Source organism: Phreatobacter sp. (assembly GCF_051860605.1).
GTDB lineage: Bacteria > Pseudomonadota > Alphaproteobacteria > Rhizobiales > Phreatobacteraceae > Phreatobacter.
This window is the reverse complement of record NZ_JBHYDR010000002.1, coordinates 263,140-290,085: the sequence shown is the minus strand read 5'-3', so window position 1 is coordinate 290,085 and position 26,946 is coordinate 263,140. Positions and strand designations below refer to the sequence as shown.

Sequence of the window (26,946 nt, the reverse complement as noted above, 5' to 3'; positions counted from 1 at the left end):
CTCACCCGCCTGCCGGCGCCCCGGCCTCCGCCCACAGACGCGCCGTCAGATCCCCCGCCCCCATCGGTCGCCCGAGCGCTGCCGCCTGCCCCGCCCAGAGCGAGGAGAAATCGGCACTGCCGCCGGCTTCCGCGCGCGCCTTGAGGGGCGCCAGCGCGCCGCCTGCGGTCGGGAAGGCGGGCGCGTCCGGTGCCATCGGGCCGACCTCGCGCATGAGGCGGTTCATCAGGCCGCGCGCCGGGCGGCCGGTGAACAGGTTGGTCAGCGCCGTGCCGTCGTCGCGGGCCTCGGCCAGCGCCGCCCGGTGCATCGGCGTGATGGTCGCCTCCGGCGTGAACAGATAGGCCGTGCCGATCTGCACCGCCGAGGCGCCGAGCGCGAAGGCCGCACGGATGCCGCGGGCATCGGCGATGCCGCCGGCCGCAATGACTGGCACCGTCACAGCATCGACCACCTGCGGCAAAAGGGCGAACAGGCCCGGCTGGCTGCCGATGGCATCGGTAAGGAAAATGCCGCGATGGCCGCCGGCCTCGGACCCCTGCGCGATGACGGCGTCGACGCCGCGGCTCTCCAGCCAGCGTGCCTCGGCAACCGTCGTCGCGGAGGACAGGACCTTCGCCCCCGTCGCCTTGACGCGGGCGAGCAGGGCCTCGGCCGGCAGGCCGAAATGGAAGCTGACGACCTCCGGACGGAAGGCTTCCACCAGATCGCAGAACGCCGAGTCGAAGGGCGCCCGGCTGGACGCCGGGATCGAGGCGGCCGGATCGATGCCGAACTCTGCGTAGTAGCCTTGAAGGCGGCGGCGCCAGCCGGCCTCGCGGGCAGCGTCGGGGTCGGGGGGCACGTGGCAGAAGAAATTGACATTCAGCGGCCGCGCCGTGCGCTGGCGGACGATGCCGATCTCGGTGCGCAGCTGTTCTGCGGAGAGCAGCGCTGCCGGCAGCGAGCCGAGGCCGCCGGCCTCCGACACCGAAATCGCCATGGCGGAGCCTTGCGCGCCCGCCATGGGCGCCTGGATGATCGGGATGTCGAGGCCGAGAAGCTGTTCGATGCGGCGGTCGCGGGTCATCGGGGTCTCCCGTGATGAGGGGGAAGACTAGCCGCGATGGCGCCGGGGGAAAGCCCTGCCTTCGGCACGGCAGCCTTCCGCCGCCTTGGGGGTCGGGGGAGCGCGGCACGAACCTGGCGGCGGCGCCGCTGCCATGCCCCACCCTCACCCTCCCCGCGCTGGCGCGCGGAGAGGGGACTACCGCGCCTTGTCTGTGCCGATGCGGTCGTGCCAGGCGCAGTCGTAGCAGGAAGCGCGCCACGCCACAGTCTCCCTCTCCGCGCGCCAGCGCGGGGAGGGTGAGGGTGGGTTCACTTCGCAGGTAGGTTCACTTCGCAGGTAGGTTCGCTTCGCAGGTGCGGTTCGCCCTGCCGGAAGCCGTCAGACCCTCGTCCCGACCGCTCCTGTCGGCTCACGGCCGCCAGGTCGTCTCCGCCGGCCCGGGTGTCACCTCTTCCGGCTCGGGCGTCTGCTCGGCGGCGCGGGCATCGTCGATATAGGCGAGCAAAGCGCCAAGCGCCGTTTCCACACCCTCGCCGGAGGCGGCCGAGAGCACGATCGGCGCCTTCTTCGCCGCCCGCTTCAGCCGGGCCAACTGCTCCTTGCGCGTCTCGGGATCGAGCGCATCGACCTTGGTCAGCGCCACGACCTCCGGTTTTTCTGCAAGGCCATGGCCATAGGCGCTGAGCTCCTCGCGCACCAGCTTGTAGGCCTTGCCGGCATGGTCGCAGGTGCCATCGACGAGGTGCAGCAGCACGCGGCAGCGCTCGACATGACCGAGGAAGCGGTCGCCGAGGCCGTGCCCCTCATGCGCGCCGGCGATGAGGCCGGGAATGTCGGCGAGCACGAATTCGCGCCCGCGCACGCGCACGACGCCGAGGCCGGGATGCAGCGTGGTGAAGGGATAGTCGGCGATCTTGGGCTTGGCCGCGGTGGTGGCGGCGAGGAAGGTGGACTTGCCCGCATTGGGCATGCCGACCAGGCCGGCATCGGCGATCAGCTTCAGGCGCAGGATGATCCACGCCTCCTTCGCCACCTGGCCGGGATTGGCCCGCCGGGGCGACTGGTTGGTCGAACTCTTGAAATGGGCGTTGCCGAAGCCGCCATTGCCGCCTTCCAGCAGCACCACGCGCTGCCCCTCCTCGGTGAGGTCCGCCAGCAGCGTCTCGCCGTCCTCGGCGAAGATCTGCGTGCCGGCCGGAACCTTCAGCACCACATCGGCCCCGCGCGCGCCGGTGCGGTTGCGCCCCATGCCATGGACGCCGGTCTTGGCCTTGAAATGCTGCTGGTAGCGGTAGTCGATCAGCGTGTTGAGGCCGGCGACACATTCGACCACGACATCGCCGCCACGGCCGCCGTCACCGCCATCGGGACCGCCGAACTCGATGAACTTGGCGCGATGGAACGACACGCAGCCGGCGCCGCCCGCGCCGGACTTCACATAGACCCTGGCCTGATCGAGGAATTTCATCGGTTCCGCTCTCCGCCGGAAGGGCGGACGGGTCTCTAACCCGAAAAGCGCGGCGGGAACAAGGAAAGCCCGCAGACAATGCCCGAAACGGCGCCGGGCGGCCGCATTGCTGCGACCGCCCGGTTTCTCAGGCACCACCGTTCCCCCGAATGGATGGAGCCCGATAGAACTGGGACCACCATGCCGGGCGGTGCGCGGCCGCGCCTTGATTCTGATCAATTGGCCGGACGGCTCAGCCCCCAGCAGCGTGGCCGATCAGGCGCTGGACGAAGGCATCGGCCTTCGCAAGCTCTGCTGCCTCGACATATTCGTCGGGCTTGTGCGCCTGTTCGATGGAGCCGGGGCCGACGATGACGGTCGGAATGCCGATCTCCTGGAACAGGCCCCCCTCGGTGCCATAGGCGACCTTGGCATGGTCGTTGCGGTCGGCAAGCCTCTTGGCGAGCACGGTGACGGGGGCCTCGGGCGCCGTGTCGAGGCCGGGCACGAGCGCCAGTTCCTCGAAGGTGAAGCCGGCCCCGGGCGCGATGGCCTTCATCGGCGGCTCGAGGACCTCGCGCGCATAGGCCTCGATCTCAGCGACGATGGCGAGCGGATCGTCGCCGGGAACGCAGCGCAGGTCGAAATCCACCACGCATTCGCCGGCAACGATGTTGCGCACGGTGCCGCCGCGGATGACGCCGACCGAGGTGGTCGAGAAGGGCACGGAGAACAGCGGGTCGAGATCGGTGCGGCGGGCCATGCGCTGGCCGATCTCGTTGATCTTCACGATCAGCTTCGCCGCCTCCTCGATGGCGCTGACGCCGGTGGGCCTGAGAGAGGAATGCACCTCGTGGCCGCGCACCACCACGCGCATGGGCCTGCCGGTCTTGTGGGCGATGACCACCTGCATGTTGGTCGGCTCGCCGACGAAACAGGCCTCGGGCTTCATCGGCCGCTCCTTCAGCACGGCGAGCAGCGTGCGCACGCCGCGGCAGCCGACCTCCTCGTCATAGGAGATGGCGAAGTGGATGGGCTTCTTCAGGGGCGCCGCCAGCATGTCCGGCACGGCCGCGAGCGAGGAGGCGACGAAGCCCTTCATGTCGCAGGTGCCGCGGCCGAAATAGCGCCCGTCCTTCTCGACGAGCGAGAAGGGATCGGTCGACCAGTCCTGGCCGTCCACGGGCACGACGTCGACATGGCCGGACAGCACGTAGCCGGGCACGTCCTTCGGGCCGATGGTGACCCAGAGGTTCGCCTTGGTGCCGGTCTCGTCATAGACGCGCTCGCCGGTCAGGCCGAAGCCTGAAAGGTAGTCCTCCACCCAGTCGATCAGCGGCAGGTTGGAATTGCGGCTGGTGGTGTCGAAGGCGACGAGTTTGCCGAGGATGTCGACGGTCGAGAGCTTCGTCATGGTTCAGGCCTTGCCCGCCATGGCCTTGGCCCGGATGGCGTCGATGGTGGTGGTGGGCGTGATCGCCTGCTGGTCGAGGAAGCAGTGGATGATCGCCGGCTTGCCGGAGGCCCTGGCCCGCTCGAAGGCCGGGGCGAACTCGGCAGTGGTGCGCACCGTCTCGCCATGGCCACCATAGGCGCGGGCAAGGGCTGCGAAATCCGGGTTCTTCAGCGTGGTGGCTGACACGCGCGTGGGATAGTCGCGCTCCTGGTGCATGCGGATGGTGCCGTACATGCCGTTGTCGACCACCACCACGATGATGCCGAGGTCATACTGGCAGGCGGTGGCGAATTCCTGCCCGTTCATCATGAAGCAGCCGTCGCCGGCGAAGGCGATGACGGTCTTCTCGGGGAACACGCGCTTGGCGCCGACCGCCGCCGGCGTGCCATAGCCCATGGAGCCGGAGGTGGGGGCAAGTTGCGAGCCGAACCTGCGGAACCGGACAAAGCGGTGGACCCATGTGGCATAGTTGCCGGCGCCGTTGCAGACGATGGCATCGTCCGGCAGCTGGTCGCGCAGCCAGGCCATGACCTCGCCATACTGGAACTCGCCGGGCAGGCGAGCGGGATTGCCGGTCCAGGCCAGATAGCTCTCGTGAGCGGCCGTGGCGGTGCCCGCCCAGGCGATTGTCTGCGGCGGCTGCACGGCCTCCAGCGAGGCACAGAAGGCGGTGGGGCTCGCCTGGATGGCAAGGTCCGCCTGATAGACGCGGCCGATCTCCTCAGCGCCCGGATGGACGTGGACGAAGGTCATCTGGGGCTTGGGGATATCGAACAGCGTGTAGCTCTGCGAGGCGATCTCGGAGAGCCGCCCGCCGAGCGCGATGACAAGGTCGGCCTCGCGGATCAGCTTCAGCATGTCCGGATTGCCGCCGAGGCCGAGATCGCCGGCATAATTGGCGTGCGTGTGGTCGAACAGCATCTGCCGGCGGAACTGGCAGACGACGGGCAGGTCGAAGCGCTCGGCGAAGCGGGTGACCGAGCCCACCGCCTTCTCCGACCAGCGCGAGCCGCCAAGGATCAGGACCGGCTTTTTGGCCGCCCAGAGCAGCTTCTGGAACTTGGCCATGTCGGTGAGGCCGGGCCAGGTCTCGGCCGCCTCGATGCGCGGCGCATCGGGAACGTCGGCGCTCTCGGTAAGCATGTCCTCGGGCAGCACCAGCACGACCGGGCCGGGCCGGCCCTGCATGGCGGTAGCATAGGCGCGGGCAACCATTTCCGGGATGCGCGCGGCCTCGTCGATCTCGGCGACCCATTTGCACATGCCGCCGAAGAACTGCACGTAGTCCATCTCCTGGAAGGCGTCGCGGCCGCGCATGGAGCGGTCGATCTGGCCGACGAACAGGATCATCGGCGTCGAATCCTGCTGGGCGATGTGCAGGCCGGGCGAGGCATTCGTGGCGCCAGGTCCGCGGGTGACCATGCAGATGCCCGGGCGGCCGGTGAGCTTGCCGTGGGCCTCCGCCATCATGGCGGCGCCACCCTCCTGCCGGCAGATGGTGACGTTGCACCTTGCGTCGTGCAGCGCGTCGAGCACGGCCAGATAGCTCTCGCCCGGCACGCAGAAGACATGGTCGGAGCCTTGTGCGACCAACTGGTCGACGAGAATCTGGCCGCCGGTGCGGGTGACGATGTCCGGGCGCATGGGATGTCCTCAAGGGTCGTTGCCGGCCGCGTTAACGTCGCGGCGCTGTCCGGGTGAGACCTTAGCGGTGCGCGCGGAAGTGAGGAAGCGGCTGAAACGCGGGAGGGGGTGGCGGAGGGAGGGAGGGCCCGCCCGGGTCAGGCGGGGGTGGCGCGCGCGTAGCGGCCGGGCGGTTGACCGACATGCCGGCTGAAAGCGATGCTGAAGGTGCTCGCAGAGCCGTAGCCCACCCGGTGGGCCACCTCGTCGACGGAGAATGTCCTCCTCCTCAGGAGGTCTCTGGCGAGCGCCATGCGCCAGGCGACGAGATATTCCATCGGCCGGATACCGACCATCCGGGAAAATCGGTCAAAGAAGGCCGAGCGCGACATGCCGGCAAGATGCGCCAGCTCTCCGGCCGTCCAGGGCCGCTGAGGCTGCGCGTGAATCTGCCGCAGGGCGCCGCAGATGCGCGGATCGCCCAGTCCGCGCATGAGCCCGGACGAGGCGTGGCTCCCCAGGTTGACCCTTAGCGCCTCGATCAGAAGCACCTCGACGAGACGCGCAAGCACCAGTTCCCGCCCGGCATGGCTGCTCCCCTCTTCCTCGCGGATGAGACGGACCAGCGCGGAGAAGCGCGGATTGCCGCGAATATGGATCATGACCGGCAGGAGCGATCCCAGCAGCACCGGATCCGGCGTGTCGATGGCGAAGTGGCCTCCGAGCAGCCGCAGGTCCGGCGGGCCATCGGCACGCCCGTGGCGGACCTCCTCGGTGATCATCGCGGCGGATCGTGGATCGACCTGCACCGGCCGCTCCGGCTCGAAGCTGGACATCGTGAACGCCGGCGTGGCCGGCAGGAGCACGAAATCGCCCGCGGCGAGATCGACGGCCACCTGGCCCTCGACCGCCAGCCGGCGCCCGCCCTCCAGCACCACGCAGAAGCCGGGCAGGCCGAACGCAGCATAGGTGACCGCCCACCGCCCCGCGCCGCTGATCCCCTTGGAAACGACCGCCCGGGGTTTCAGGAGAGCGATGACCTGCGCAAGCGGATCTGCGGATTCCGGACTATCGCTCATAAATCTTGGACGAACCAATCATGATCGTCCTGTTCTCTGCCGATATGTCTCCAGCGTCAACCGCCAAGGAGATTTTCCATGCCCACTGTCCTGATCACCGGCTCCTCATCCGGCTATGGCCTTGAAACCGCCCGCCACTTCCACGCCAATGGCTGGAACGTCATTGCCACGATGCGCAGCCCGCGGGCGGATATTCTGCCCGCATCCGAGCGGGTCCGCGTGCTGGCGCTGGACGTGACCGATGCCGCCAGCATCGCCGATGCGATCGCCGCGGCCGGACCGATCGACGTGCTGGTCAACAATGCCGGCATCGGCGTGGTCGGCGCCTTCGAGGCCACGCCGATGGACCATGTGCGCAAGATATTCCAGACGAACACGTTCGGCGTCATGGCGATGACACAGGCCGTCATCCCGCAGATGCGCGCAAGACAGTCCGGCGTCGTGATCAATGTCACGTCGAGTGTCACGCTGGCGCCGATGCCGCTTGCGGCCGCCTACACCGCGAGCAAAATGGCCATCGAGGGGTTCACGGGGTCACTGGCCTTCGAACTGCAGAACTTCGGCGTGGCCGCCAAGCTGGTCGAGCCAGGCTATGCGCCGACCACCCGCTTCGCGCAGAACACCGACATGCGGGCCGAGGACCTGATCCCCGAGTCCTATGCAGCCTTTGCCGCGCCGATCTTCGCAGCCTTCGCCACGCCGGCACTGGTGACCAAGGAAACGGACGTGGCGGAAGCCGTATGGCGCGCTGCACATGACAGAACAGGGCAGTTGCGGTTTCCGGCAGGAGCCGACGCCGTGGCACTCGCCGGCCTGCACTGACCGGCAGCGGGCGGGGAAGGGTTGTTGTCAGCCCGCCCCCTCACCGCCCCGTCGCGAGCGCCACCGCCAGCCGGCAGGCGTTCTGGAAGCCGGGAATATCCACCCACTCGTCCACGGTGTGCGGCTCGTTCTGGCCGCCGCCGAACGTGGCGGTGGGGATGCCGTGGCGGCTCAGCCAGTTGGCGTCGAGCCCGCCGCTGGCAAGCTTCGGATTGGGCGCAAGGCCGATGGCCTCGACCGCCGCGATGCCGCGCCTGACCACCTCCGAGCCCCGGTCGAGCGCGAAGGAATGGTACTTGCGGAACACATTGAACGACACCGTACCGGTCTTGCCCTCGCTGCTGACCAGCGTCTTCGCGGCCTTGGTGAAGGCGGCCTCGTAGGCGGCGTTGATGGCGTCGACGAAGCCCATGTCCTGGCTGCGGCTCTCGCCCTCCACGAAGCAGTAGTCGGTGACGACATTGGTGGCATCGCCTGCGCCGCGGCCGTCGCGGCCGGCAATGGTGCCGACATTGCTGGTGCCGGTCTTCCCGTCCTTCACCACCTTGCCGAACCAGCCGCCGGCCTGCACGTCGGCCAGGGCCATGGCGGCGATCATGGAGGCGGAGATGCCGCGCTCGGGGGCGACGCCTGCATGGGAGGCGCGGCCGGTGATCTCCACCGTCCAGGCATCGCCGCCGACCGCGCCGGTCACCACGTCCGAGGGCTTGGAGCCGTCGAAGTTGAAGCCGAAGGCGACCGGGCCGAGATTGGCGAGGTCGATGTGGCGGGCGCCCCACAGCCCGCTCTCCTCGCGCACGCAGAAGACCAGCACGAGCGGCGGATGGTCGAGGTTCTGGGCAGCGAGTTCCGCCGCCATGGTGACGAGCACGGCGCAGCCGGTGCGGTTGTCGCCGCCGAGCGCGGTGTCGCCGCCGGACACGATTTTGTCGCCGACGATGCGGGCCTTCGCGCCGGCGCAGAGTGGCACCGTGTCGAGATGGGTCATGAACAGCACCGGCGGGCTGTTCGCCAGCGCGCCGCGGCCCGGCAGCTTGACGATGAGATTGCCGGTCTCGGTCGGCACGGGAATGCGGGTATGGGCATCGTCGAAGGCGATGGCGTCCGCCGGCACGCCAACCTCCACCAGCGCACGGGCGACATCCTCACCGATGGCTTTTTCCTGTCCCGTCACGCCCTCGATGGCGAGGAAGCGCATCAGGCGATCGAGGGCCGCTTTGGAATCGTGGGTGATCATGGGAGGAGAGCCTGCAAGGACAACCGGGAAGCCGCGCATCATGCCGATTGCGGCCGGTGCGAGGAGTGCGCCAGCGGCAGGGCGGCAATGCCGGTTTGGCAGCGATGCAAGGCGATCGCCGTCTGGTCCTCTCGCGCCGGCGGCCCCATCTCAGTAGGCTCAAGGCTCTCGACCCGATCCACAGAAGCTGCCCCGGAGACCGACGCATGACCGCATCCGACTACGTGCCCCCGAAGGTCTGGACCTGGAACAAGGCGAGCGGCGGCCGCTTCGCCAATATCAACCGGCCCATCGCCGGCTCCACCCACGAGAAGGACCTTCCCGTAGGCCGGCATCCGCTGCAGCTCTATTCGCTTGGCACGCCGAACGGCGTGAAGGTGACGGTGATGCTGGAGGAACTCCTGGCGCTCGGCCATTCCGGCGCGGAATATGATGCCTGGCTGGTCCGCATCTCCGAAGGCGATCAGTTCTCCTCCGGCTTCGTCGGGGTGAACCCCAATTCCAAGATCCCGGCGCTGATGGACCGTTCGGGGCCGGAGCCGATCCGCGTGTTCGAATCCGGCGCCATCCTCGTCTATCTGGCCGAGAAGTTCGGCGCCTTCCTGCCCACCGAGCCGGCGAAGCGCGCGGAGGCGCTGTCCTGGCTGTTCTGGCAGATGGGCTCGGCGCCGTTTCTGGGCGGTGGCTTCGGCCATTTCTACGCCTATGCCCCGACAAAGATCGAATATGCCATCGACCGCTACGCCATGGAGGTGAAGCGGCAGATGGACGTGCTCGACCGGCGCCTTGCCGAAAACGAGTTCATTGCCGGGCCGGACTACACGATCGCCGACATGGCGATCTGGCCCTGGTACGGCAATCTCGCCAAGGGCCTGGCTTACGAGGCCGGCGAGTTCCTGTCGGTGCATGAATATACCAACGTGATCCGCTGGACCGACCAGATCGCCGCCCGGCCGGCGGTGAAGCGCGGGCGCATGGTCAACCGCGTCCAGGGCGACCCGGCGAGCCAGCTGCGAGAGCGGCACGAGGCCTCCGACTTCGAGACGAAGACGCAGGACAAGATCGAGGCGGCCGCCGGCTGAGCGAGCGCTGCGATCGGGGCGGCTGCCTTGCCGCCGCCGCCCCGACGCCCTATGACCCGGCAACCCGTTTCAGATTGCCGGAACCCGCCATGCGTCCTTCAAACCGTGCGCCCGATGCGCTTCGCCCCGTCTCGATCGAGCGCGCGGTGGCCCGCTATGCCGAAGGCTCCTGCCTGGTGAAGTTCGGCAGCACGCATGTGCTGTGCACGGCGACGCTTGAGGAAAAGCCGCCGCCCTGGCTGCGTGGCCAGGGGCGCGGCTGGGTGACGGCGGAATATGCCATGCTGCCGCGCGCCACCCTGGAGCGCACGCGGCGCGAGTCGACCTCGGGCCGGCCGTCGGGCCGCACGCAGGAGATCCAGCGCCTGATCGGCCGCTCGCTGCGCGCGGTGGTGGATCTGCAGGCGCTGGGCGAGAGGCAGATCACGCTCGACTGCGACGTGATCCAGGCCGATGGCGGCACCCGCACCGCCGCCATCACGGGCGCCTGGGTGGCGCTGTCCGACTGCATCGCCTGGATGACCGCCCGCTCGATGCTGAAGGCGAACCCGCTGCGCGATCACGTCGCGGCCGTCTCCTGCGGAATCTATCGCGGCACGCCCGTGCTCGACCTCGACTATGCCGAGGATTCGGAGGCCGATACGGACGCCAATTTCGTCATGACCGGCAAGGGCGGCATCGTCGAGATCCAGGGCACCGCCGAGAAGGAGCCGTTCAGCGAAGCACAGTTGCTCGAACTGCTCGCGCTGGCGCGCGCCGGATGCAACCGCCTCGTCGACCTGCAGCGGACCGCGGTGGCATGAGCGGGCCCTTGCGTCCCGGCACGCGGCTGGTGGTGGCGACCCACAACAGGGGCAAACTCGCCGAGTTCCGCGACCTGCTGGGTCCGCACGGCATCGACCTCGTCTCAGCCGGCGACCTCGGCCTGCCGGAACCGGCCGAGACCGGCACGCTCTATGCCGAGAATGCGGCCATCAAGGCGCGCGCCGCGACCGATGCCACCGGCCTGCCGGCGGTTGCCGACGATTCCGGGCTGGCCATCGATGCGCTCGACGGCGCGCCCGGCCTGTTCACGGCCGACTGGGCGGGGAACCCGCGCGACTTTGCCGCCGCCATGGCGCGGGTGGACCGGGAACTGACCCTGCGCGGCGTGGAGACGGCGGGCGCAAAGGCGCATTTCGTGTCCGCGCTGGCCGTCACCTGGCCGGACGGCAGCGAGGCCATTTTCGAGGGCCGCGTGTTCGGCACGCTGGTCTGGCCGCCGCGTGGCACGGAAGGCTTCGGCTATGACCCGATGTTCCTGCCTGACGGTCATGTCCTGACCTTCGGAGAGATGAGCGCCGAGGCCAAGCACGGGTTGCCGCCGAAGGGCGAGGGCCTGTCGCACCGCGCCCGCGCGTTCCTGAAGCTGGCGGGAACGCTGCTGAAGTCCTAGAAGACATTCGACCTGCATGACGTTTCTGCGTCCTTCGAGGCTCGCCCGGGCATCGAGCGAACGCGAGATGCGTTCGCTTCTCGCTACGGCTCGCACCTCAGGATGAGGAGGGAGCGACTTGCAGCGCCGTCGGGCTAAGGCGCGACGGATGAGCGCCAAGCGAGGCCGATGCAGCCCGCCACATTCCTCATCCCGAGGTGCGAGCCCGAAGGGCGAGCCTCGAAGGACGCAATATTCGCAAGGCAACAGGTTCGGCTCGCGCCATGTCTCAATCTCCCCCAGGCACCGGCGCCAAGGACGACCCCGGTTTCGGCGTCTATGTCCACTGGCCGTTCTGTGCCTCCAAATGTCCCTATTGCGATTTCAACAGCCATGTCCGGCATGAGCCACCGGACGAGGCGCGCTTCCTCGCAGCCTTCGCGCGCGAGATCGCCACGACCGCCGCCCGTGTCCCCGGCCGCACCGTCTCTTCGGTCTTCCTCGGCGGCGGCACGCCGTCCCTGATGGCGCCGGCCACCGTCGGCGCCATCCTGGAGGCGATCGCCCGGCACTGGACGATGGCGCCCGACTGCGAGGTGTCGCTGGAGGCCAATCCGACGAGCGTGGAGGCAGGGCGCTTCGCCGGCTATCGCGCCGCCGGCGTCAATCGCGTTTCGCTCGGCGTGCAGGCCCTCGACGATGCAGACCTTGCAAGCCTTGGCCGCCGTCATACGGCCGAGGAGGCCCTGGCCGCCGTGGCCGTGGCGCGCGCCCATTTCGACCGCTACTCGTTCGACCTGATCTATGCCCGTCCCGACCAGACCCCGCAGGACTGGGAGACCGAACTGAAACGCGCCATCGGCGAGGCCGCCGAGCACCTCTCGCTCTACCAGCTGACCATCGAGCCCGGCACCATGTTCGAGGCGCTGCACCGGGCCGGAAAGCTCGCCATGCCCGACGCGGAGATGGGCCGCGTGCTCTACGACCTGACCCAGGAGGTCTGCGCCGAAGCCGGCCTGCCGGCCTATGAGATCTCCAACCATGCCCGGCCGGGCGCCGAGTGCCGGCACAACCTGATCTACTGGCGCTCGGGCGACTTTGCCGGAATCGGCCCCGGTGCGCATGGGAGACTGACGCTTGGCAACGGCCGCATCGCCACCGCCACGGAGAAGCATCCGGAGACCTGGCTGTCGCTGGTGGAGCGGCAGGGCTCCGGCATCGTTGCCGAAGACCCTCTCGTCCAGATCGAAAATGCCGACGAGTTCCTGGTCATGGGGCTGCGCCTCGCGGAGGGCATTGATCTTGCCCGCTACGAGGCCCTCGCGGGCCACCCGCTGGACCCCGGACGCATCGCCTTCCTCGCGCAGGAGGGCTTCGTGCAACGCCTGCCCGGCGGCCGTCTGAAGGTGACGCCGGCAGGCTTTCCGGTGCTGAACGCGGTGGTCGCGGACCTCGCCCGCACCGACTAGCGCGGGATCCGTTCAAACGGAGCCCGGAGCACGCTCGTCGGGGTCTTGGGTCGTCGCATTTCCGGTCGGCGAACCGCGGTCGACTTGCCGGGAACCCGCGCTAGCGACAGGCCCGCCCGCCGCCGACATCGAGATGAAAATGGTCGTAATGCAGCGGGTTGTAGTCGGGTGACAGCGTCACGTCGAACCATCGGCAGGCGGCGTCGCGGACGGCCCTGAGGAAGGCCGCGCGGCTCGCATCGTTCGACGACCAGTCGGCGGTCAGCGTCAGCCGCCGGCCGTCGGCCAGCACGAAGGCACCGATGTCGATGGCATCCGCCGTGGCGTGCCGGCTGCGGCGCCCCGAGGCCGCGTGGTTGATGTTGCGGCACGCATAGGTGCCCATATGCTCGATCCGCGCGACCGCGCTGCCGAGATGGTCGCGTGCTGCAGCCCCGATCCCGTGACGTTCATGGAGTGCGAGCGCCAGGGCCGCGCGGCAGGACAGCACGACCGGCGAGGACAGGACCGCCCGGCCGAGGCGCGCGATCCGCCCGGCATCGGAAAAGCCGCAGCCCTCGCCCGTCACCTGATCGGGGACCGGATCGAAACGCAGGCCGGCGCGGTCCAGCGCCGCCCGGCAGAGCTCTGGGTCCGAGCGGGCGCGGCCGACCTTGAAGGACGTGAGGATGCCCGGCGTGTCGCGGATATCGAGGGGCGCGAACGGATTGAGTTCCGGTGGAACGGCCACGCGGCCGGCGGCCGCCAGCAGCATCAGCGCAAGCACGAGCAGGGCGAGACCGCCGATCACGGCGCGGGCGAGGCGGACGACCATAACGCGCAGCCTAACGGGAATGGCGGATGCGGGGTTCCGGCCGGGCGCCGCGACCGAGCGTCGCTGCACAGTGGCCTTTTCCGTCGGCGCTGCCTAGCTTGCCTCGATGCTGCAGCTCATTCGTCACCGGCTTCTGGCCGCACCAGCCAACTGGCAGACCAATCTCCGGCTGGAAACGCTGATCCGCCTGCGCTGGTTTGCCGTGGCCGGCCAGACCTCCGCGATCCTCATCGTCTACTGGGCGCTGAGCGAGACGCTGCCGATCGACTTCTGCCTGCTGGCGGTGGCGGCCTCGGCCTGGCTGAACATCGGGCTGCGGCTGCGCTATCCGACCAATCACCGCCTCTCGCCGGGCGAGGCCGGCTGGCAATTGTCCTGGGACATCGCCCAGCTCGCGCTGCTGCTGTATCTGACCGGCGGGCTGGAGAACCCCTTCTCGTTCCTGTTCCTCGCCCCGGTCCTGATCTCCGCCACCACCCAGCCGCCGCGCATCACGCTGATGGTCGGCGTGCTCGCCGTGGTGCTCGCCACCGTCGTCGGCCTCTGGCACCAGCCGCTGCCGTGGGAATGGAGCGTCGATCTGAGGCTGCCGCCGCTCTACCTGCTCGGCGTCTGGAGCGCGCTGGTCATCTGCATCTTCTTCATCAGCCTCTATGCCTGGCAGGTGGCAGAGGACCAGCGCACCTTCGCCGATGCGCTGGCCGCCACCGAGCTTGTACTGGCTCGCGAGCAGCACCTCTCCCAGCTTGACGGCCTTGCCGCCGCCGCCGCCCACGAACTCGGCACGCCGCTCGCCACCATCGCGCTGGTGGTCAAGGAGCTTGCCCGCGCCCTGCCGAAGGACGGGCCGGTCGGCGAGGACATGACGCTGCTCGCGGAGCAGGTGAAGCGCTGTCGCGACATCCTTGCCAAGCTGAAGAGCCTGTCCGGCGGCGATGCGCCCTTCGACACCATGCCGCTCGCCCAGCTCGTCGAGGAAGTGGTCCAGCCGCACCGTGACTTCGGCGTCGCCATCCGGGTCGACCTGCCGGAGATCCGCGAAGGCGGGCCGGTGATCGCCCGCAACCCCGGCATCCTCTACGGGCTCGGCAACATCGTGGAGAATGCCGTCGATTTCGCCCGCTCGACCGTCATCGTCGCCGCCCGCTGGGACGAGCGCCAGGTCACCGTCACCGTGCTGGACGACGGCCCGGGATTCCCCCCGGAAATCATCGACCGGATGGGCGAACCCTATGTCACGCAACGCGGCAAGGGCCGCCGGCGGCGCGGCCTTGGCGAGGATTCGCAGGGCGATGACGAGACCGGTCTCGGGCTTGGCGTGTTCATCGCCAAGACGCTGCTGGAACGGTCCGGCGCGCGCATCACCTACCGCAACCGGCCCGGTCCCGACGTCGGTGCGCTGGTGGAAGTTGCCTGGCCCCGCGCCGCCTTCGACCGTGCCGGTCCGCGTCATTCCGGTGCCGCGGAACCAGCGGCTGAGCAGCTTCCGACTTGAGAACCGGGGCGGAAGCCCTACATCTGAAGCCATATTGATCGCACGGTCGCAGGACCGGCGGAACCTTTGAGGGAGACAACCGCGATGCCCGAGACCGACACCGTTCAGGCCACGACGCCCGTCGCGCTGCCAGCGGACCGGTCGCTGCTCGTCGTCGATGACGACCGGCCGTTCCTGCAGCGGCTGTGCCGCGCCATGGAGGCGCGGGGCTTCGACGTGACAGCCGCCGAAAGCGTGGCCGAAGGCCTCGCCGCCGTCAGCGCCCATGCGCCGGCCTTCGCCGTGGTGGACATGCGGCTCGCCGATGGCAACGGACTGGATGTCATCTCGGCCCTGAAGAGCGCCCGCCCCGAGGCGCGCGGCGTCATCCTGACCGGCTATGGCAATATCGCCACCGCCGTGACGGCCGTGAAGCTTGGCGCCGTCGACTATCTGGCCAAGCCGGCCGACGCCGACGAGGTGTTTTCCGCGCTGCTTGCCACGCCCGGCAAGACCGTCGACCTGCCGGAGAACCCGATGTCGGCAGATCGCGTGCGCTGGGAGCATATCCAGCGCGTGTACGAGCTCTGCGGCCGCAACGTCTCCGAAACGGCGCGCCGGCTCGGTATGCACAGGCGCACGCTCCAGCGCATCCTGGCCAAGCGCGCGCCCCGCTGAGGGCGCGACGCCTGGCCCGCTCCTGACAGGATCGGGGGCGGCGGACGTGCTAGTCTTGCGCCATGCCGGCCTCAGGCTATGCCCTGTTCGAAACTGCCATCGGCTCCTGCGGCATCGCCTGGGGCGACGATGGCATTTGCGGCCTGCAGCTTCCCGAAGCGAGCGTGGACGCTGCGGTCAGGCGCCTTGAGCGCCGCTTTCTGAACGCCACCCGGGCCGAGCCGCCGCCGGCCGTGCGTTGCGTCATCGACGCGGTTGTCCGGCTGACCGGCGGAGAGCCGGTGGACCTGTCGCAGGTGCCGCTCGATCTTGCCGGCGTGCCGGATTTCCACCGGCGCGTCTATGACATCGCGCTCACCATCCAGCCCGGCGAAACGCTGACCTATGGCGAGATCGCCCGGCGCATCGGCGAACCGCACGCGGCACAGGCCGTCGGCCAGGCTCTGGGCAGGAACCCCTTCCCGATCGTCGTCCCTTGTCACCGCGTGCTGGCGGCAGGCGGCCGCACCGGCGGGTTTTCCGCCAATGGCGGGGTCGAGACCAAGCTGCGGCTGCTGACGATCGAGCGGGCGCGCACCGCCTCCGGTCCGACCCTGTTCGACGACGACCCGGCCTTCTGCCTCGCCACCCGGACGGAAGGGAGCCGCCGGTGACCGCGAGGCTTCTGTGCAGCTGCCCGGCTCTGGCCGTGATGGACTATCGCTGCATGGCCGGCCCCGATGACCGGCCCTTTGCCGAGATGCACACGTGCCTGTCGCTGTCCTATGTCCGGCGCGGCAGTTTCGGCCTGAAGGCCAGAGGCGCGACCTACGATCTCGTCCCCGGCGCATTCCTCGTCGGCCGCCCCGGCGACGACTATCAATGCACCCACGAGCACCATTCCGGGGGCGACGACTGCCTGTCGTTCCAGTTCACCGACGCGGCGATCGATGTCATCGGCCCGGCCGGCGAGGTCTGGCGCACCCGCGCGATCCCGCCGATCGCCGAACTCGCGGTGTTCGGGGAACTCGGCCAGGCTGCCGCCGACGGTCGGTCGGATATGGGGCTCGACGAGGTCGGGCAGGTGCTTGCCGCGCGCTTCATCGCAACGGCGACCGGGCGCGAGGAGTGCCGCACCCCGATCCGCGCGCTGGACCGCCGGCGCTGCGTGGAGGCTGCGCTTTGGCTCGAGGCCCGGTCGGCCGACCCGATCGACCTGGAGGCGACCGCCGCCTTTGCCGGCCTCAGCCCGTTCCATTTCCTCAGGCTGTTCCGCCGCGTCACCGGAGCGACGCCGCACCAGTACCTCGTGCGCTGCCGGCTGCGGCGGGCGGCAAGCCTGCTGGCCGATCCCGGCCGAAGCGTCACCGACATCGCCTTCGACGTCGGGTTCGGCGACCTGTCCAATTTCGTCAACGCTTTCCGCAGGGCGGCCGGCGTGTCGCCGCGCGGCTTCCGCAAGGCCTCGCGCGACAGGCGCAATTTCTACCAAGACCGGATCGGCCGGACCGTCCTAGCCTGACCTCCTCGTTTCGACGGAGGAGACCAGCATGTTCGACCATATCGGCCTCAGGGTGCGCGATTTCGACAAGGCGGTGGATTTCTACGCCGCCGCCCTCGCACCGCTCGGCATCCGGCCCGGCTCCCGCGGCGAGGGCTATGCCGGCTTCGGCCCGGACGCCGACACCACCCCGCTGTGGCTGCACCCGACCGTCAATGCCGGGACGACCGGCGTGCATGTCTGCTTCCGGGCCGCCAGCCGCGCGCAGGTGGACGCGTTCCACGCAGCCGCCCTTGCTGCCGGCGCCAGGGACAATGGCGCGCCCGGCATCCGCGCCGACTATTCGCCGACCTATTATGCCGCTTTCGTCATAGACGCCGACAACAACAACCTGGAAGCGGTGTTCACGGGGTGAGACGGCGGCGCAACCTCAGTAGATGCCGACCGGAAACGCCTTCAGATAGAGGTCGGCATAGATGCCCTTCTCCCAGATTCGCCGAAGGGCGTGATTGATGGCGGTCCGCAGAGGCTCGTTGCCGCGGCGCATGACCACGGCAAGCCCGTCACCGAAGAAGCGGCTCTCGTTGAAGGCCGCCCCGAGGAACCGGCAGCAATCGGCGGAGGTGGTGCCGTTCAGCCAGAAGGCCAGCGTGATGCCGTCAGCGAACAGGGCATCGACATCGCGGTCTGACAGCGCCTTCTGCGCCTCGGCGAGCGTGGCATGGGTGCGGATCGCCGACTGGCGATAGAAGGCGCGCAGATAGGCTTCGTGGGCCGTGCCGGCGACCACCGCGATCGACCGTCCGGCCAGCGCCTCGGGAGTTGCGTCGGCGAGGCGCGTCTCGCGGCGCATGACGAAGCGCGCCGGCTGATCGAGATAGCGGTCGGAGACCTCGTAGCGGCGACGGATGTCGGGTGTGATCGCCAGAGAGGCTATGATGGCATCGCCGGCATTGCGGTCGAGGCTGTCGGTCAGCGTGTCGAAGCGGCGCACCTGGACGGTGCAGGGAACGCCCAGTTCCTCGCATATGGCGCGGGCGAGATCGATGTTGAAGCCGACCGGTGTGCCGTCGGGTCCGGCATAGTTGAAGGGCGGGTAGTCTTCCTCGGTCAGGAACCGGATCTGCGGCACGCGGGTGAGATCGACGCGCTCGGAGCGGCGGCGCGGGTCCCAGTAGCCGGGAATGACGACTGTCGGTGCGGTCGCTGCCGCCGATGGTTGCGGCGCGGACGGCGGTTGCTGAGCTACGGCCGCGCCGGCGAGACAGGCCGCAACCAGAAGTGAGAGAATGATCTTCACGGCACGCAGAGGTAAGGGTTCGTCCGACTGATGGCGCCGGCTCGCCGCTTATAGCCTGTTCCGGGGTTGTCCGGGAGTGCGGGCGCGGGTTTCGCGGCCGGGGGCGTTGAAGCCATGCAGGGTGAAGGGGAACCGGGCGGCATCCGGCAGCCTGCCGGTGCGCTCAGGCCGGCAAGCCGGCTGCCGCCGGTGGAGCGGCGCGCCCGGGTGGCCAACCCGACGCCGTCCCGGCGCCGCCTTATCGATGATCTGCTCGACCGCCGCGCGGTCCTGCGGGCCGAACTGGCCGCCGAGCGCTGGGGGGTGACGCCGGTCGAGGCAGCGCTCGCTCTCGGCCTGACATCGCATGCCGCACTGGGAACGGCGCTGGCGAAGCGGCTCTCGGCGACCTTTCTGCCCGATGGTCCTGGTGAGCCCGTCCTGGCAGGCGATGCGGCAGACTGGCGGAGCATCCTCGAGCGCGGCCATATCGGCATCGTGCGGCCGGTCGGGGGCCTTGCCTATTGCGTGGCGGCGCGGCCCGCCGATGCCGAGCGGCTGGCGGCGGCCGGCCACCGCCTCGCCGGCCATGGCCTGCCTCTGGTGGTGATGCCGGCAGAGGCCTTCGCGGCCATGATCCGCCGCTGGACCGGACCGCGCTGGCTGGCCGGCGCTCTCGACGGACTGAGGGGCGAGGAGCCCGACCGGTCGGCGGCGGACCGCGACCTGATGACCCGGACCGCGCTTGTCGCAACAACCCTGCTTGGCCTGCTGGCGCTGGTTCTGGTGGCAGCCCCCGCGCCTCTGGCACTGGTCGGCGGGGGCCTCGTCGGCCTGGCCGTGATCGGCTGGAGTGCGATCCGTCTGGTGGCGGCGGCACTGCCGGCCCGACCGCTGCCCCGCCACCGGCTGACCGACCGGGATCTGCCGCGCTATGCCATTCTCTGCGCGCTCTATCGCGAGGAGGCCGTCGCGGCCCAGCTGGTCGGGGCGCTCCACCGGATCGCCTATCCGCGGGCCAAGCTGGATATCCTCATCCTGACCGAGGCGGACGATGACGCAACGCGAAACGCCATCGCGGCGGCAAATCCGGACCCGGCGATCCGCGTCATCACCCTGCCGCCCGGCGGACCTGCGACCAAGCCGCGGGCGCTGGCTCTCGGCCTGCCGCTGGCACGCGGCGATCTGGTGGTGGTGTACGACGCCGAGGACCGGCCCCATCCCGGCCAGTTGCGCGAGGCCGCCGAAACCTTCGCCGTCGCCGACGACAGGCTCGGCTGCCTTCAGGCGCCGCTGGCCATCGTCAACAGCCGCGACAGCCTGCTGACCCGCCTGTTCACCGCCGAATATGACGCGCTGTTCCGTGTCCTGCTGCCGGGGCTTGCCCGGCTCGGCTGGCCGATGCCGCTGGGCGGAACCTCCAATCATTTCCGCGGCATTAGGTAGCAAACTCACCTAGAAAAAACAACCTCAACGCAAAGCGTTGGCATATCATCGGGGCATGAACCCAGCCCGCACCGAGACCTACGAGCACACCATCAGCGGCCTTCTGGCCAAGAGGGTTGATCTGTACCACGAGGCCGAACGCATCCGTGATCGGCTGGCGGAGATCAGAAACGACCTGTCCGCCCTAGACCGCGTGCTTCACACATTGGGCTATGCCGGCAATCTGGACACCGACATGCCCCGCCAGAAGCACGAGCGCATCTTCGGCCAGGGCGAGCTTACGCGGGCCGTGCTGGACGCGCTGAGAGACGCACCAGAGCCCATGGCGTCACGGGACATCGCACGGGAGGTCATCGCCGTGAACGAGCAGGACGCGCGGGACCGGCGCCTTCTGACGGAGGTCACGCGGCGGGTATCGAAGGTACTACGCATCCAGTCGCAGGCAGGGCGCGTACGGAAGATCATCGACGCGACAAGTCGCACGACTTGGGCAATAGCGCTTCGCGTTTAATTGTGCGCGCCGCCTTCTGCTGGTCTCAGGTACATAGCTTTTAGAATTAGATACAACGCCTTTGGGTCCGGCGACCCATTGAGCAAATAACTCAAAATATCATGCCGCATATCAGCCGTTAGAGGCTGACGAAACGGAATCGCCCTATCTACGCGGTTCTGCTCAAACCAATTGATGACGATAATTGCAAAATCAAAAGCCAGAAGAACTTCCCGTCCATCAATCAAATCCTGGCGCGCAGCTTCAAATTGCGCTTCCGTTCCACGAAATTTATACTTTTCCTCTTCCTGATATTCGTGGTCATACATATTGCCAATGAACGGCTCAGAGGTCAGAGCAAAAAGCAACAGCGCGGCGATTTTGACGTGGGAGAGTTTAGTCGTTGCTGCTGACGTTTCGTCCTGAATCCACCTATCGTGATCCGCAACCCAACGTTCATGGATCCGTCGTGTCACGTTGGGGACAAAATCTGCCTTAACGCCGAATACCTTAAAGTTGGCGAAGCAGAACCCTCGAAAGGCGTGGTTGAATTCCTCATAGTCGCCCAACCAGGCATCTAGGCTGTCTTCATCAAACGCGATCATACGCTGACGCCTTCTTTGTGCGCCCACGAATCAAAAGGGCGACGGAGGATACCTCCATCGCCCTTAATGCATTAACTTCTTGTTAGGTTTCAACCGGCGGTTTGAGCGTTAGTGCTCAACAGCTCTGCGGTCGAAATGAATTCAAGCGCCTTCTGCGCATCCGTGCGAATGACAGCGCGGCCATTCGGATGCAAGTGCTTGAATCGCGACGTATCGCGCGGCAGCGCAGATTGGCTGTCGCGAGCTACGTTGTCTGACTCTTGCATATTGCCCTCCATGGCTAAAAGAGCTCGGGTACACGCCGGCTAGCGCGCGGCGCATACAGGCATGGATGATAGTTGTCAATTTTCCTGTAACGCGCAACGCGGCTTTTGGTGCAAAGTTCCGCATTGTTAGGTTCAAGCCATCCGGCACACTACGGACACGACATAGTCAGTGACGTACGGAGCGCTGCCAGTAGCCCTTCCACTGTCGAGATATGGGGTGCGTAAGCGCGCTAGCAACTACAATCAGGTACTGCTCGCCATTGCTGACGCGCCGATGATCCTCGCGCCACGCCATTTCGGCAGAGTACGCGGCGAGATGCGGGCCGCTGATGTGGTGATGCGTGCCGATTTCGGCACGGCGAAGGCGGGAGAAGAAGCTCTCGGCGCCATTGGTGCAGGCCTGCCCGTCTGAATAGGCTTCCTGATGGTTGATGCGCTTGGTCAGGTACAGGGCGTGAAGCGCATCCCAATGGGACGCTTCATCAGCGTGGATGATTGAACCGGCAGCGACACGCTGCGCGACGGTCTGTACCGACTGCGCTTCCGACTTGAACACGAACGGCAGGGTACGGCCGTTGCGCTCGCGCATGACCACGACGACGCGGCGTTTGCCGGTCTGGTACTTGGCAAGACGGCGATCAATGCGATTGGCAGCCTCATTGGCCGGGCGGATATGGCCGCCGAAATAGGCGCCGTCCACCTCGACCGTTCCGGATACAGTCATGTCGGACATCTCAGCGGCCAGGGCCTCGCGCAGCTTGTGCGAGAGCACGAACGCCGTCTTGTACTGACAGTCCAGATCGCGCGAGAGCTGCAGGGCGCTATGGCCCTTGGCGCCGTTCACGAAGATCGCAATGGCAAGGAGGTAGTCGCGGATGGGACGCTTGCGGGACGCGAAGATCGTGCCCGACGTGACCGAGAACTGATGCGAGCAACCCTTGCACTTGTACAGGCGGCGGGTCTTGTACATGAAGCTCTCGACGCAGCCACAGCGCGGGCAGACCGGCTCGCCGTCCGTGGCCGACCAGCGGATCAGACGGAAGGCGTCATGCGCATCGTCGTCCGACATGCGGGCAACCTTCGCCAGAGAGAGCGAACGGGCCGCAGTCGAGAGGAGGAAGTGCTGAGCCATGCCAAAGCCAACGTTTTTCGTTGACATTGTTGATAAGCGTTGAAATCGCTGGCGTCAACAGAAATCGTTGACCTTCGCGTTCTTTGCCGGTATGGCTCTGGCATGACACCGGAACAATGTCGTGCAGCGAGGGCGTGGCTGGACTGGTCGCAAGAGGCACTTGCGGCAGCAGCGCGCGTTTCGCTTTCAACCGTTCGCGATTTTGAGAAGGGGCGTCGCGTTCCGATTGCGAACAATCTAGCGGCAATGAGAGCTGCGCTTGAGGCGGGCGGAACGCGTTTCGTTGACGAGGGCGAGACATACGGGATCACTCACGACAGGGTCCTGTAATTGCCCTGCGCGCTAGACGGAATCTGAAAAATCAGATAAGGAAATGCATGATGACGCAGCTAGGTATGGACCCTAGCTACGCCACCACTCCTTACCCTTGTGGAGGGGGTAGGCAGGTCACCCGCCTAATGGCGGGAAACCTGTCTCCTACGGGTGATCGGCCAGATCACGCTGTTCTCCTTCTGCTCTGGCGCCGTGCGGACGCGGGTTAGGAAAAGGCACCAGGGGCGTTGGTAGCGCCCTGATCGCCGGGTTCTGAGGCTCCCCCCGATTTCTCGGCGGGAGCCTCATTCTCTTTCGGGGGGTGCCCCCCAGGTTTGTCCTTCAGCTGCTCAACGAGAAACCAAAGATTATTCCGCTTGTCGGTGATGCCGTCGGCGCGAAGGATGTTGAGCGTGCCCCGCACGCTGTTCTCCTTCAGGCCGGTGCGCTCAGCGATGTCGGCGGGGCGCGCACCGGTCATGCCCTTCAGCGCTTCGATCACGGCTGGCCTAACGCTGCCCTGCGGCAAGCGCTGCCCGATGGGCTTTTCAACGACATCGACGGGTGTCGTCGGTTCGTAGTGTGACACGCTGCCCCCAAGCAACGTCGGCCCCTGATGGGGAAACCCGATCAACGCCGCCAGCTGTTGGCGCATTTCGTTCTTGCCGGCCTCAAGACCCTCGGCGCGGCCAAGCTCGTACGCGCGCTTGATCGCTTCGCGGAGCGACGTTGACGTGGTATTGGCGATGGCATCTAGAGAATCGGTCACGACTCGCTGCCCCGTGTTGATGTGGCCGTTGTAGCGTTTTTGACGTTAGCCCGCAAGCGGCCAAAACGCGTGTTAACGTTCTGTTAACGTAATTCGTTATTAAGAACGCAGCGTTCGGCATGGCGGAAAACGTTGCGGGTGAGTTTGCTACCTAATGCCGCATTTCCGCCGGACATGCCTGGACCAGTCGCTGGGCTGGGATCCCTGGAACGTGACCGAGGATGCCGATCTCGGCTTCCGCCTCGCCCGCAACGGCTGGCGCACCGGCACCATTTCCCTGCCGACGGCCGAGGAAGCGCCGGCCCGGCTTGCCGCCTGGCTCGGCCAGCGCAGCCGCTGGTTCAAGGGCTGGCTGCAGACGGTGGCGGTGCTTGCGCGCGCGCCCCGCGCAGTCTCGGCCGAGTTGGGATGGCGCGGCGGGCTCGCCCTCCTGGCAACCATTGCCGGCACCGTCGGGTCGGCCCTGGTCCATCTCGTCTGCCTTTCGGCACTCGCCGTCTCGACGCTGCTCTACGGCCTGCCGGACTGGGCGGGCCTGGCCGGGCTGGTCGCGGCCCTCGGTCTCGGCAGTTCGATTGCCGTCAAGCTGCTCGGCCTGAAGCGCGCGGGCCGGCTGGCCCTTGCTCCCTGGCTTGCCCTGCTGCCGCTGGTCTGGGCCGCGATGGGGGTCGCGGCCCTGCGTGCGCTGTTCGAACTGGCCCGCCGGCCGTTCCACTGGGAAAAGACCGAGCATGGGCTCTGCCGGCCAGTTGGCGAGGCAACTGACCCACTGATGGGGGACAGCGACCCGGCGATCCTCGCACAGGCCAGCCTTGCAGCCGCCGAGCGTGTCGCTGCCGCGGGTATCCATGACGGGCGGGACCTTGCGGCCGTCATGGCCATCCAGCGACAGGGGCTGGAGGAGGCCGGCGCCGATCCGGCGACACTCGCCCTCGTCGATGCCTGGATCACCCGGCGCCTGGATCGTCCGGCGCCCGGCGCGTGAACCAGACCGTCCTTCGGCGGTCTTGCCAGCCGCGGCAGCGCACCGCACAACGCCGGTTCAAGCGGAAAGGCAGGGGCGTGGCGGACACCGGCGAGATGCAGCTCTACCGGGATCACCCGGAGATGAAGAGCGAGTTCCAGACCCTGATCGGCTGGACTGTGGCGGAATGGCGCGACGGCGAGGCCCTGATCCGATGCCGGATGCGCCGCGACTTTCTCAATCGCGGCAAGGTCGCCCATGGCGGCTTCATCGCGACCCTGATCGATGCGGCGGCCGGCCATGCCTGCGTCGGCCCGCCTCCGGGCGGAACGGGTCCCGCCGAGCCGCGCGGCGTGACCCTGTCGCTGACCATCAATTACCTTGCCTCCGTGGCCGAGGGCGACCTGTTCGTGCGCGCAAGGCGGACCGGCGGCGGGCGGACCGTCGCCTTCGCCCATGTCGAGATCACCGACGGCGAGGGCCGCCTGATCGCCGACGGCAGCTGCTCCTACCGCCGCTTTCCGCCCAAGGGCTGAGCGCGGCGAGCCCAGGCGCGGACCGGCAGCCGGCTCTCACTCGACCGGATCGAACTCCGAGGGGGCGAAACGCCAGCTCGACGAGCAATATTCGCACGTCACCGTGATGTGGCCGTCCTCGACCATGTCGCGGCGCTCCTCGCGGGAGAAGCTCTGCACGAGGTTCTCGATCCGCTCGCGCGAGCAGGTGCAGTGATCGGTCACGCCCTGCGCCTCGAAGACGCGCACGCCGCGCTCGTGGAACAGCCGGAAGAGCAGCCGCTCGGGCGAGACCGTGCGGTCCACCAGTTCGTCGTCGCCGATCGTGTCCGTGAGCGCGCGCGCCTCGGCCCAGGCCTCGGCCGGTTCCGGCCGTTCCGTGCCATCCGGCGCATCGCCGGGATCAAGGTCGCGCGTGTGGCCGCCTGACGGCGGGAAATGCTGCACCAGCACGCCGCCGGCGCGCCAGGCCGTGCGCGGGCCATCCTCGCCCGGCAGCACCTCCTCGGCCACCGCCAGCCGCACGCGCGTGTCGATCTGCTCGGACTGCAGGAAATAGCGGTCCGCCGCGCGCTCGAGGCCCTCGCCTTCCAGCGGCACGATGCCCTGGTAGCGCTGCATGTCGGCGCCCTGGTCGATGGTCATGACCAGTTGCCCGGCCCCGATCAGCCGTGCCGGATCGCTCTCCCCGGCGGCAACGGCTGCGTTGACGCGGTCGGCATCGTAGCGGGCCAGGGCGCGCACCCTGTCGGGTGTCGAAACATCGACCACCACCATGCGGATGGGCCCGTCGGTCTGGGTCTGAAGGATCAACCTGCCATCGAATTTCAGGCCCGAGCCGAGCAGCAGTGTCAGGGCGGTCGCCTCCGCGACGACGCGCGCCACCTCCGGCGGGTAGCCGTGGCGGTCGATGATCGAGGTCGCCGAGCGGCCGAGGCGGACGAGCCGGCCGCGCAGGTCCAGTTCGTCCACCTGGAAGGGCACGACAATGTCGTCGGCGCCGTGGGTAAGGTCAGGGATGTGGGTCATGACGGCGCTATATGGCCTTTCCCGAGCGCTTTTGCGAGAGCTCCACCACATCTGCATGGCACCTGCGGAACAGGCGCCTGCCGGGCACCCGTGGATCACGACTGCGTGACATTCGCGCTGGTTCCCGATCGTCCTGCAGCGCTGACCGATGGGGTTCGCGGCGAATGCGTTGCCGTAAGGTCACAGTCGCCCCCCGAATGTGACTTTATGCCCTTTTTTGACCCACCACTGCGATTGCGCCGCGCGCGGCTTTCACGGTTTAGCTAGCCGCGCCGGGGTAGTGTCCTCTCCGTCGCCCGCCGCGTCCCGCGGCTTTCGCTCTCATTGTCAGCCCAGGTGTATCCATGCGGCGTCTCCTATCCGCTCTTGCCACAGCCGTGGCCGTGCTCATGTCCGCCGGCGCGGCCGAGGCGCAGTTCGTGAATTTCGGCCGGGGTGACCAGATCATCATCGACCCCAACACCAACCAGCCGATGCGCATGCTGCCGCGGACCGACGGCGGGCGGACATCGGGCGGCGTCTCGCCGGTTCCGCGCCAGACCGTGGCCTTCGCCGGTGGCTATGCGCCCGGCACCATCGTGATCAACTCGTCGGAGCGCCGGCTTTATCTGGTCCAGGCCGGCGGCACCGCCATCCGTTACGGGGTCGGCGTCGGCCGGCCCGGATTCTCGTGGGCCGGGACCAAGTCCATCACGCGCAAGGCGGAGTGGCCGGACTGGCGCCCGCCGGCCCAGATGCTGCGCCGCCGCCCCGACCTGCCGCGCTTCATGGCCGGCGGCCCGGACAATCCGCTCGGCGCCCGCGCGCTCTATCTCGGCTCCTCGCTCTATCGCATCCACGGCTCCAACGAGCCGCATACGATCGGCACCGCCGTGTCGTCGGGCTGCTTCCGCATGACCAATGACGATGTCATGGATCTTTACGGTCGCGTGCGGGTCGGCACGCGGGTCGTGGTCCTGCGCTGACGCGCGATCGTCGCGACCTGGCCAGAGCCTGGAGGGGCCGGCGGCAAC

Annotated in this window: 29 protein-coding genes; 16 read left to right on the top strand and 13 right to left on the bottom strand. The window is 68.0% G+C overall.

Annotated features, from left to right (window positions below):
* Position 1: 1 nt before the first annotated feature.
* The 5 genes from ACTIFS_RS04220 to ACTIFS_RS04200 all read right to left on the bottom strand — a co-directional run bounded on the left by ACTIFS_RS04220 (position 2) and on the right by ACTIFS_RS04200 (position 6,656).
* Positions 2-1,069: an NAD(P)H-dependent flavin oxidoreductase gene (locus ACTIFS_RS04220; RefSeq protein WP_439572790.1), complete on the bottom strand. Its 1,068-nt coding sequence runs from the start codon at positions 1,067-1,069 to the stop codon at positions 2-4.
* A gap of 391 nt (positions 1,070-1,460) precedes the next feature.
* A complete protein-coding gene (gene obgE / locus ACTIFS_RS04215) occupies positions 1,461-2,519 on the bottom strand; it encodes a GTPase ObgE (RefSeq protein ID WP_439572789.1) in 1,059 nt (352 codons plus the stop codon).
* Positions 2,520-2,751: 232 nt separating this feature from the next.
* Positions 2,752-3,912, bottom strand: coding sequence for an acetylornithine deacetylase (gene argE, locus ACTIFS_RS04210; protein WP_439572788.1), 1,161 nt, complete (start codon positions 3,910-3,912; stop codon positions 2,752-2,754).
* A 3-nt stretch (positions 3,913-3,915) separates the two neighbouring features.
* The gene (locus ACTIFS_RS04205) at positions 3,916-5,598 is read right to left on the bottom strand and encodes a thiamine pyrophosphate-binding protein (protein ID WP_439572787.1); all 1,683 of its coding nucleotides are present in this window, start codon (positions 5,596-5,598) and stop codon (positions 3,916-3,918) included.
* Between the two features lie 137 nt (positions 5,599-5,735).
* The gene (locus ACTIFS_RS04200; RefSeq protein WP_439572786.1) at positions 5,736-6,656 is read right to left on the bottom strand and encodes an AraC family transcriptional regulator; all 921 of its coding nucleotides are present in this window, start codon (positions 6,654-6,656) and stop codon (positions 5,736-5,738) included.
* Positions 6,657-6,734: 78 nt separating this feature from the next.
* Here ACTIFS_RS04200 and ACTIFS_RS04195 point away from each other — a divergent pair, with 78 nt between their 5' ends.
* Positions 6,735-7,478, top strand: a complete 744-nt coding sequence (locus ACTIFS_RS04195) for an SDR family NAD(P)-dependent oxidoreductase (RefSeq protein WP_439572785.1) — start codon at positions 6,735-6,737, stop codon at positions 7,476-7,478.
* A gap of 40 nt (positions 7,479-7,518) precedes the next feature.
* Here the strand turns inward: ACTIFS_RS04195 and ACTIFS_RS04190 are convergent, their stop codons facing one another.
* Complete coding sequence (locus tag ACTIFS_RS04190; RefSeq protein WP_439573041.1) at positions 7,519-8,712, bottom strand: M20/M25/M40 family metallo-hydrolase; 1,194 nt, start codon at positions 8,710-8,712, stop codon at positions 7,519-7,521.
* A gap of 209 nt (positions 8,713-8,921) precedes the next feature.
* On the opposite strand from ACTIFS_RS04190, the gene yghU reads away from it, so the two are divergent.
* The 4 genes from yghU to hemW all read left to right on the top strand — a co-directional run bounded on the left by yghU (position 8,922) and on the right by hemW (position 12,680).
* Entirely contained in the window at positions 8,922-9,797 is an 876-nt protein-coding gene (gene yghU, locus ACTIFS_RS04185) for a glutathione-dependent disulfide-bond oxidoreductase (RefSeq protein ID WP_439572784.1), read from the top strand.
* 89 nt (positions 9,798-9,886) lie between these two features.
* Positions 9,887-10,600 carry a ribonuclease PH gene (gene rph / locus ACTIFS_RS04180; RefSeq protein WP_439572783.1) on the top strand — a complete coding sequence of 238 codons (714 nt, stop codon included), beginning with the start codon at positions 9,887-9,889 and terminating at the stop codon, positions 10,598-10,600.
* A complete protein-coding gene (locus ACTIFS_RS04175; RefSeq protein ID WP_439572782.1) occupies positions 10,597-11,232 on the top strand; it encodes a non-canonical purine NTP pyrophosphatase in 636 nt (211 codons plus the stop codon). Before rph ends, ACTIFS_RS04175 begins: the two co-directional genes overlap by 4 nt.
* A 263-nt stretch (positions 11,233-11,495) precedes the next feature.
* The gene (hemW, locus tag ACTIFS_RS04170; RefSeq protein WP_439572781.1) at positions 11,496-12,680 is read left to right on the top strand and encodes a radical SAM family heme chaperone HemW; all 1,185 of its coding nucleotides are present in this window, start codon (positions 11,496-11,498) and stop codon (positions 12,678-12,680) included.
* Positions 12,681-12,780: 100 nt separating this feature from the next.
* Here hemW and ACTIFS_RS04165 read toward each other — a convergent pair whose 3' ends face one another.
* Positions 12,781-13,494, bottom strand: a complete 714-nt coding sequence (locus ACTIFS_RS04165; RefSeq protein WP_439572780.1) for an extensin-like domain-containing protein — start codon at positions 13,492-13,494, stop codon at positions 12,781-12,783.
* A 106-nt stretch (positions 13,495-13,600) separates the two neighbouring features.
* On the opposite strand from ACTIFS_RS04165, the gene ACTIFS_RS04160 reads away from it, so the two are divergent.
* The 5 genes from ACTIFS_RS04160 (at position 13,601) to ACTIFS_RS04140 (ending at position 17,541) form a co-directional block, all read left to right on the top strand.
* Positions 13,601-14,989, top strand: coding sequence for an ActS/PrrB/RegB family redox-sensitive histidine kinase (locus ACTIFS_RS04160; RefSeq protein WP_439572779.1), 1,389 nt, complete (start codon positions 13,601-13,603; stop codon positions 14,987-14,989).
* An 84-nt stretch (positions 14,990-15,073) separates the two neighbouring features.
* The gene (locus ACTIFS_RS04155; protein WP_439572778.1) at positions 15,074-15,646 is read left to right on the top strand and encodes an ActR/PrrA/RegA family redox response regulator transcription factor; all 573 of its coding nucleotides are present in this window, start codon (positions 15,074-15,076) and stop codon (positions 15,644-15,646) included.
* Between the two features lie 62 nt (positions 15,647-15,708).
* Positions 15,709-16,299: a methylated-DNA--[protein]-cysteine S-methyltransferase gene (locus ACTIFS_RS04150; RefSeq protein ID WP_439572777.1), complete on the top strand. Its 591-nt coding sequence runs from the start codon at positions 15,709-15,711 to the stop codon at positions 16,297-16,299.
* A complete protein-coding gene (locus ACTIFS_RS04145) occupies positions 16,296-17,147 on the top strand; it encodes a helix-turn-helix transcriptional regulator (protein WP_439572776.1) in 852 nt (283 codons plus the stop codon). Before ACTIFS_RS04150 ends, ACTIFS_RS04145 begins: the two co-directional genes overlap by 4 nt.
* Before the next feature lie 28 nt (positions 17,148-17,175).
* A complete protein-coding gene (locus tag ACTIFS_RS04140) occupies positions 17,176-17,541 on the top strand; it encodes a VOC family protein (protein WP_439572775.1) in 366 nt (121 codons plus the stop codon).
* A 15-nt stretch (positions 17,542-17,556) separates the two neighbouring features.
* On the opposite strand, the gene ACTIFS_RS04135 is transcribed toward ACTIFS_RS04140, so the two are convergent.
* Entirely contained in the window at positions 17,557-18,426 is an 870-nt protein-coding gene (locus tag ACTIFS_RS04135) for a transporter substrate-binding domain-containing protein (protein WP_439572774.1), read from the bottom strand.
* Positions 18,427-18,540: 114 nt separating this feature from the next.
* On the opposite strand from ACTIFS_RS04135, the gene ACTIFS_RS04130 reads away from it, so the two are divergent.
* Both ACTIFS_RS04130 and ACTIFS_RS04125 read left to right on the top strand, forming a co-directional pair.
* Positions 18,541-19,851, top strand: coding sequence for a glycosyltransferase (locus ACTIFS_RS04130; RefSeq protein ID WP_439572773.1), 1,311 nt, complete (start codon positions 18,541-18,543; stop codon positions 19,849-19,851).
* A gap of 55 nt (positions 19,852-19,906) precedes the next feature.
* Positions 19,907-20,362: a hypothetical protein gene (locus ACTIFS_RS04125; protein ID WP_439572772.1), complete on the top strand. Its 456-nt coding sequence runs from the start codon at positions 19,907-19,909 to the stop codon at positions 20,360-20,362.
* Here ACTIFS_RS04125 and ACTIFS_RS04120 read toward each other — a convergent pair.
* The 3 genes from ACTIFS_RS04120 to ACTIFS_RS04110 form a co-directional block, all read right to left on the bottom strand.
* On the bottom strand, positions 20,359-20,946 hold the full coding sequence (locus ACTIFS_RS04120; RefSeq protein WP_439572771.1) for a hypothetical protein: 588 nt from the start codon (positions 20,944-20,946) through the stop codon (positions 20,359-20,361). The two genes, ACTIFS_RS04125 and ACTIFS_RS04120, sit on opposite strands and share 4 nt — an antisense overlap.
* A gap of 89 nt (positions 20,947-21,035) precedes the next feature.
* Positions 21,036-21,212 (bottom strand): hypothetical protein, encoded by a 177-nt coding sequence (locus tag ACTIFS_RS04115; protein ID WP_439572770.1) that lies wholly within the window; start codon positions 21,210-21,212, stop codon positions 21,036-21,038.
* 166 nt (positions 21,213-21,378) lie between these two features.
* On the bottom strand, positions 21,379-22,344 hold the full coding sequence (locus ACTIFS_RS04110; protein WP_439572769.1) for an IS1595 family transposase: 966 nt from the start codon (positions 22,342-22,344) through the stop codon (positions 21,379-21,381).
* 102 nt (positions 22,345-22,446) lie between these two features.
* Here ACTIFS_RS04110 and ACTIFS_RS04105 point away from each other — a divergent pair, with 102 nt between their 5' ends.
* Positions 22,447-22,674, top strand: a complete 228-nt coding sequence (locus ACTIFS_RS04105; protein WP_439573040.1) for a helix-turn-helix domain-containing protein — start codon at positions 22,447-22,449, stop codon at positions 22,672-22,674.
* 208 nt (positions 22,675-22,882) lie between these two features.
* Here the strand turns inward: ACTIFS_RS04105 and ACTIFS_RS04100 are convergent, their stop codons facing one another.
* Positions 22,883-23,425: a hypothetical protein gene (locus tag ACTIFS_RS04100; RefSeq protein ID WP_439572768.1), complete on the bottom strand. Its 543-nt coding sequence runs from the start codon at positions 23,423-23,425 to the stop codon at positions 22,883-22,885.
* 154 nt (positions 23,426-23,579) lie between these two features.
* On the opposite strand from ACTIFS_RS04100, the gene ACTIFS_RS04095 reads away from it, so the two are divergent.
* Together ACTIFS_RS04095 and ACTIFS_RS04090 are read left to right on the top strand one after the other, a co-directional pair.
* The gene (locus ACTIFS_RS04095) at positions 23,580-24,410 is read left to right on the top strand and encodes a glycosyltransferase family 2 protein (protein WP_439572767.1); all 831 of its coding nucleotides are present in this window, start codon (positions 23,580-23,582) and stop codon (positions 24,408-24,410) included.
* 77 nt (positions 24,411-24,487) lie between these two features.
* The gene (locus tag ACTIFS_RS04090; protein WP_439572766.1) at positions 24,488-24,925 is read left to right on the top strand and encodes a PaaI family thioesterase; all 438 of its coding nucleotides are present in this window, start codon (positions 24,488-24,490) and stop codon (positions 24,923-24,925) included.
* A gap of 36 nt (positions 24,926-24,961) precedes the next feature.
* Here ACTIFS_RS04090 and ACTIFS_RS04085 read toward each other — a convergent pair whose 3' ends face one another.
* Positions 24,962-25,933 (bottom strand): Hsp33 family molecular chaperone, encoded by a 972-nt coding sequence (locus tag ACTIFS_RS04085; protein WP_439572765.1) that lies wholly within the window; start codon positions 25,931-25,933, stop codon positions 24,962-24,964.
* Positions 25,934-26,277: 344 nt separating this feature from the next.
* On the opposite strand from ACTIFS_RS04085, the gene ACTIFS_RS04080 reads away from it, so the two are divergent.
* On the top strand, positions 26,278-26,898 hold the full coding sequence (locus ACTIFS_RS04080; protein ID WP_439572764.1) for a L,D-transpeptidase: 621 nt from the start codon (positions 26,278-26,280) through the stop codon (positions 26,896-26,898).
* Positions 26,899-26,946 lie beyond the last annotated feature (48 nt).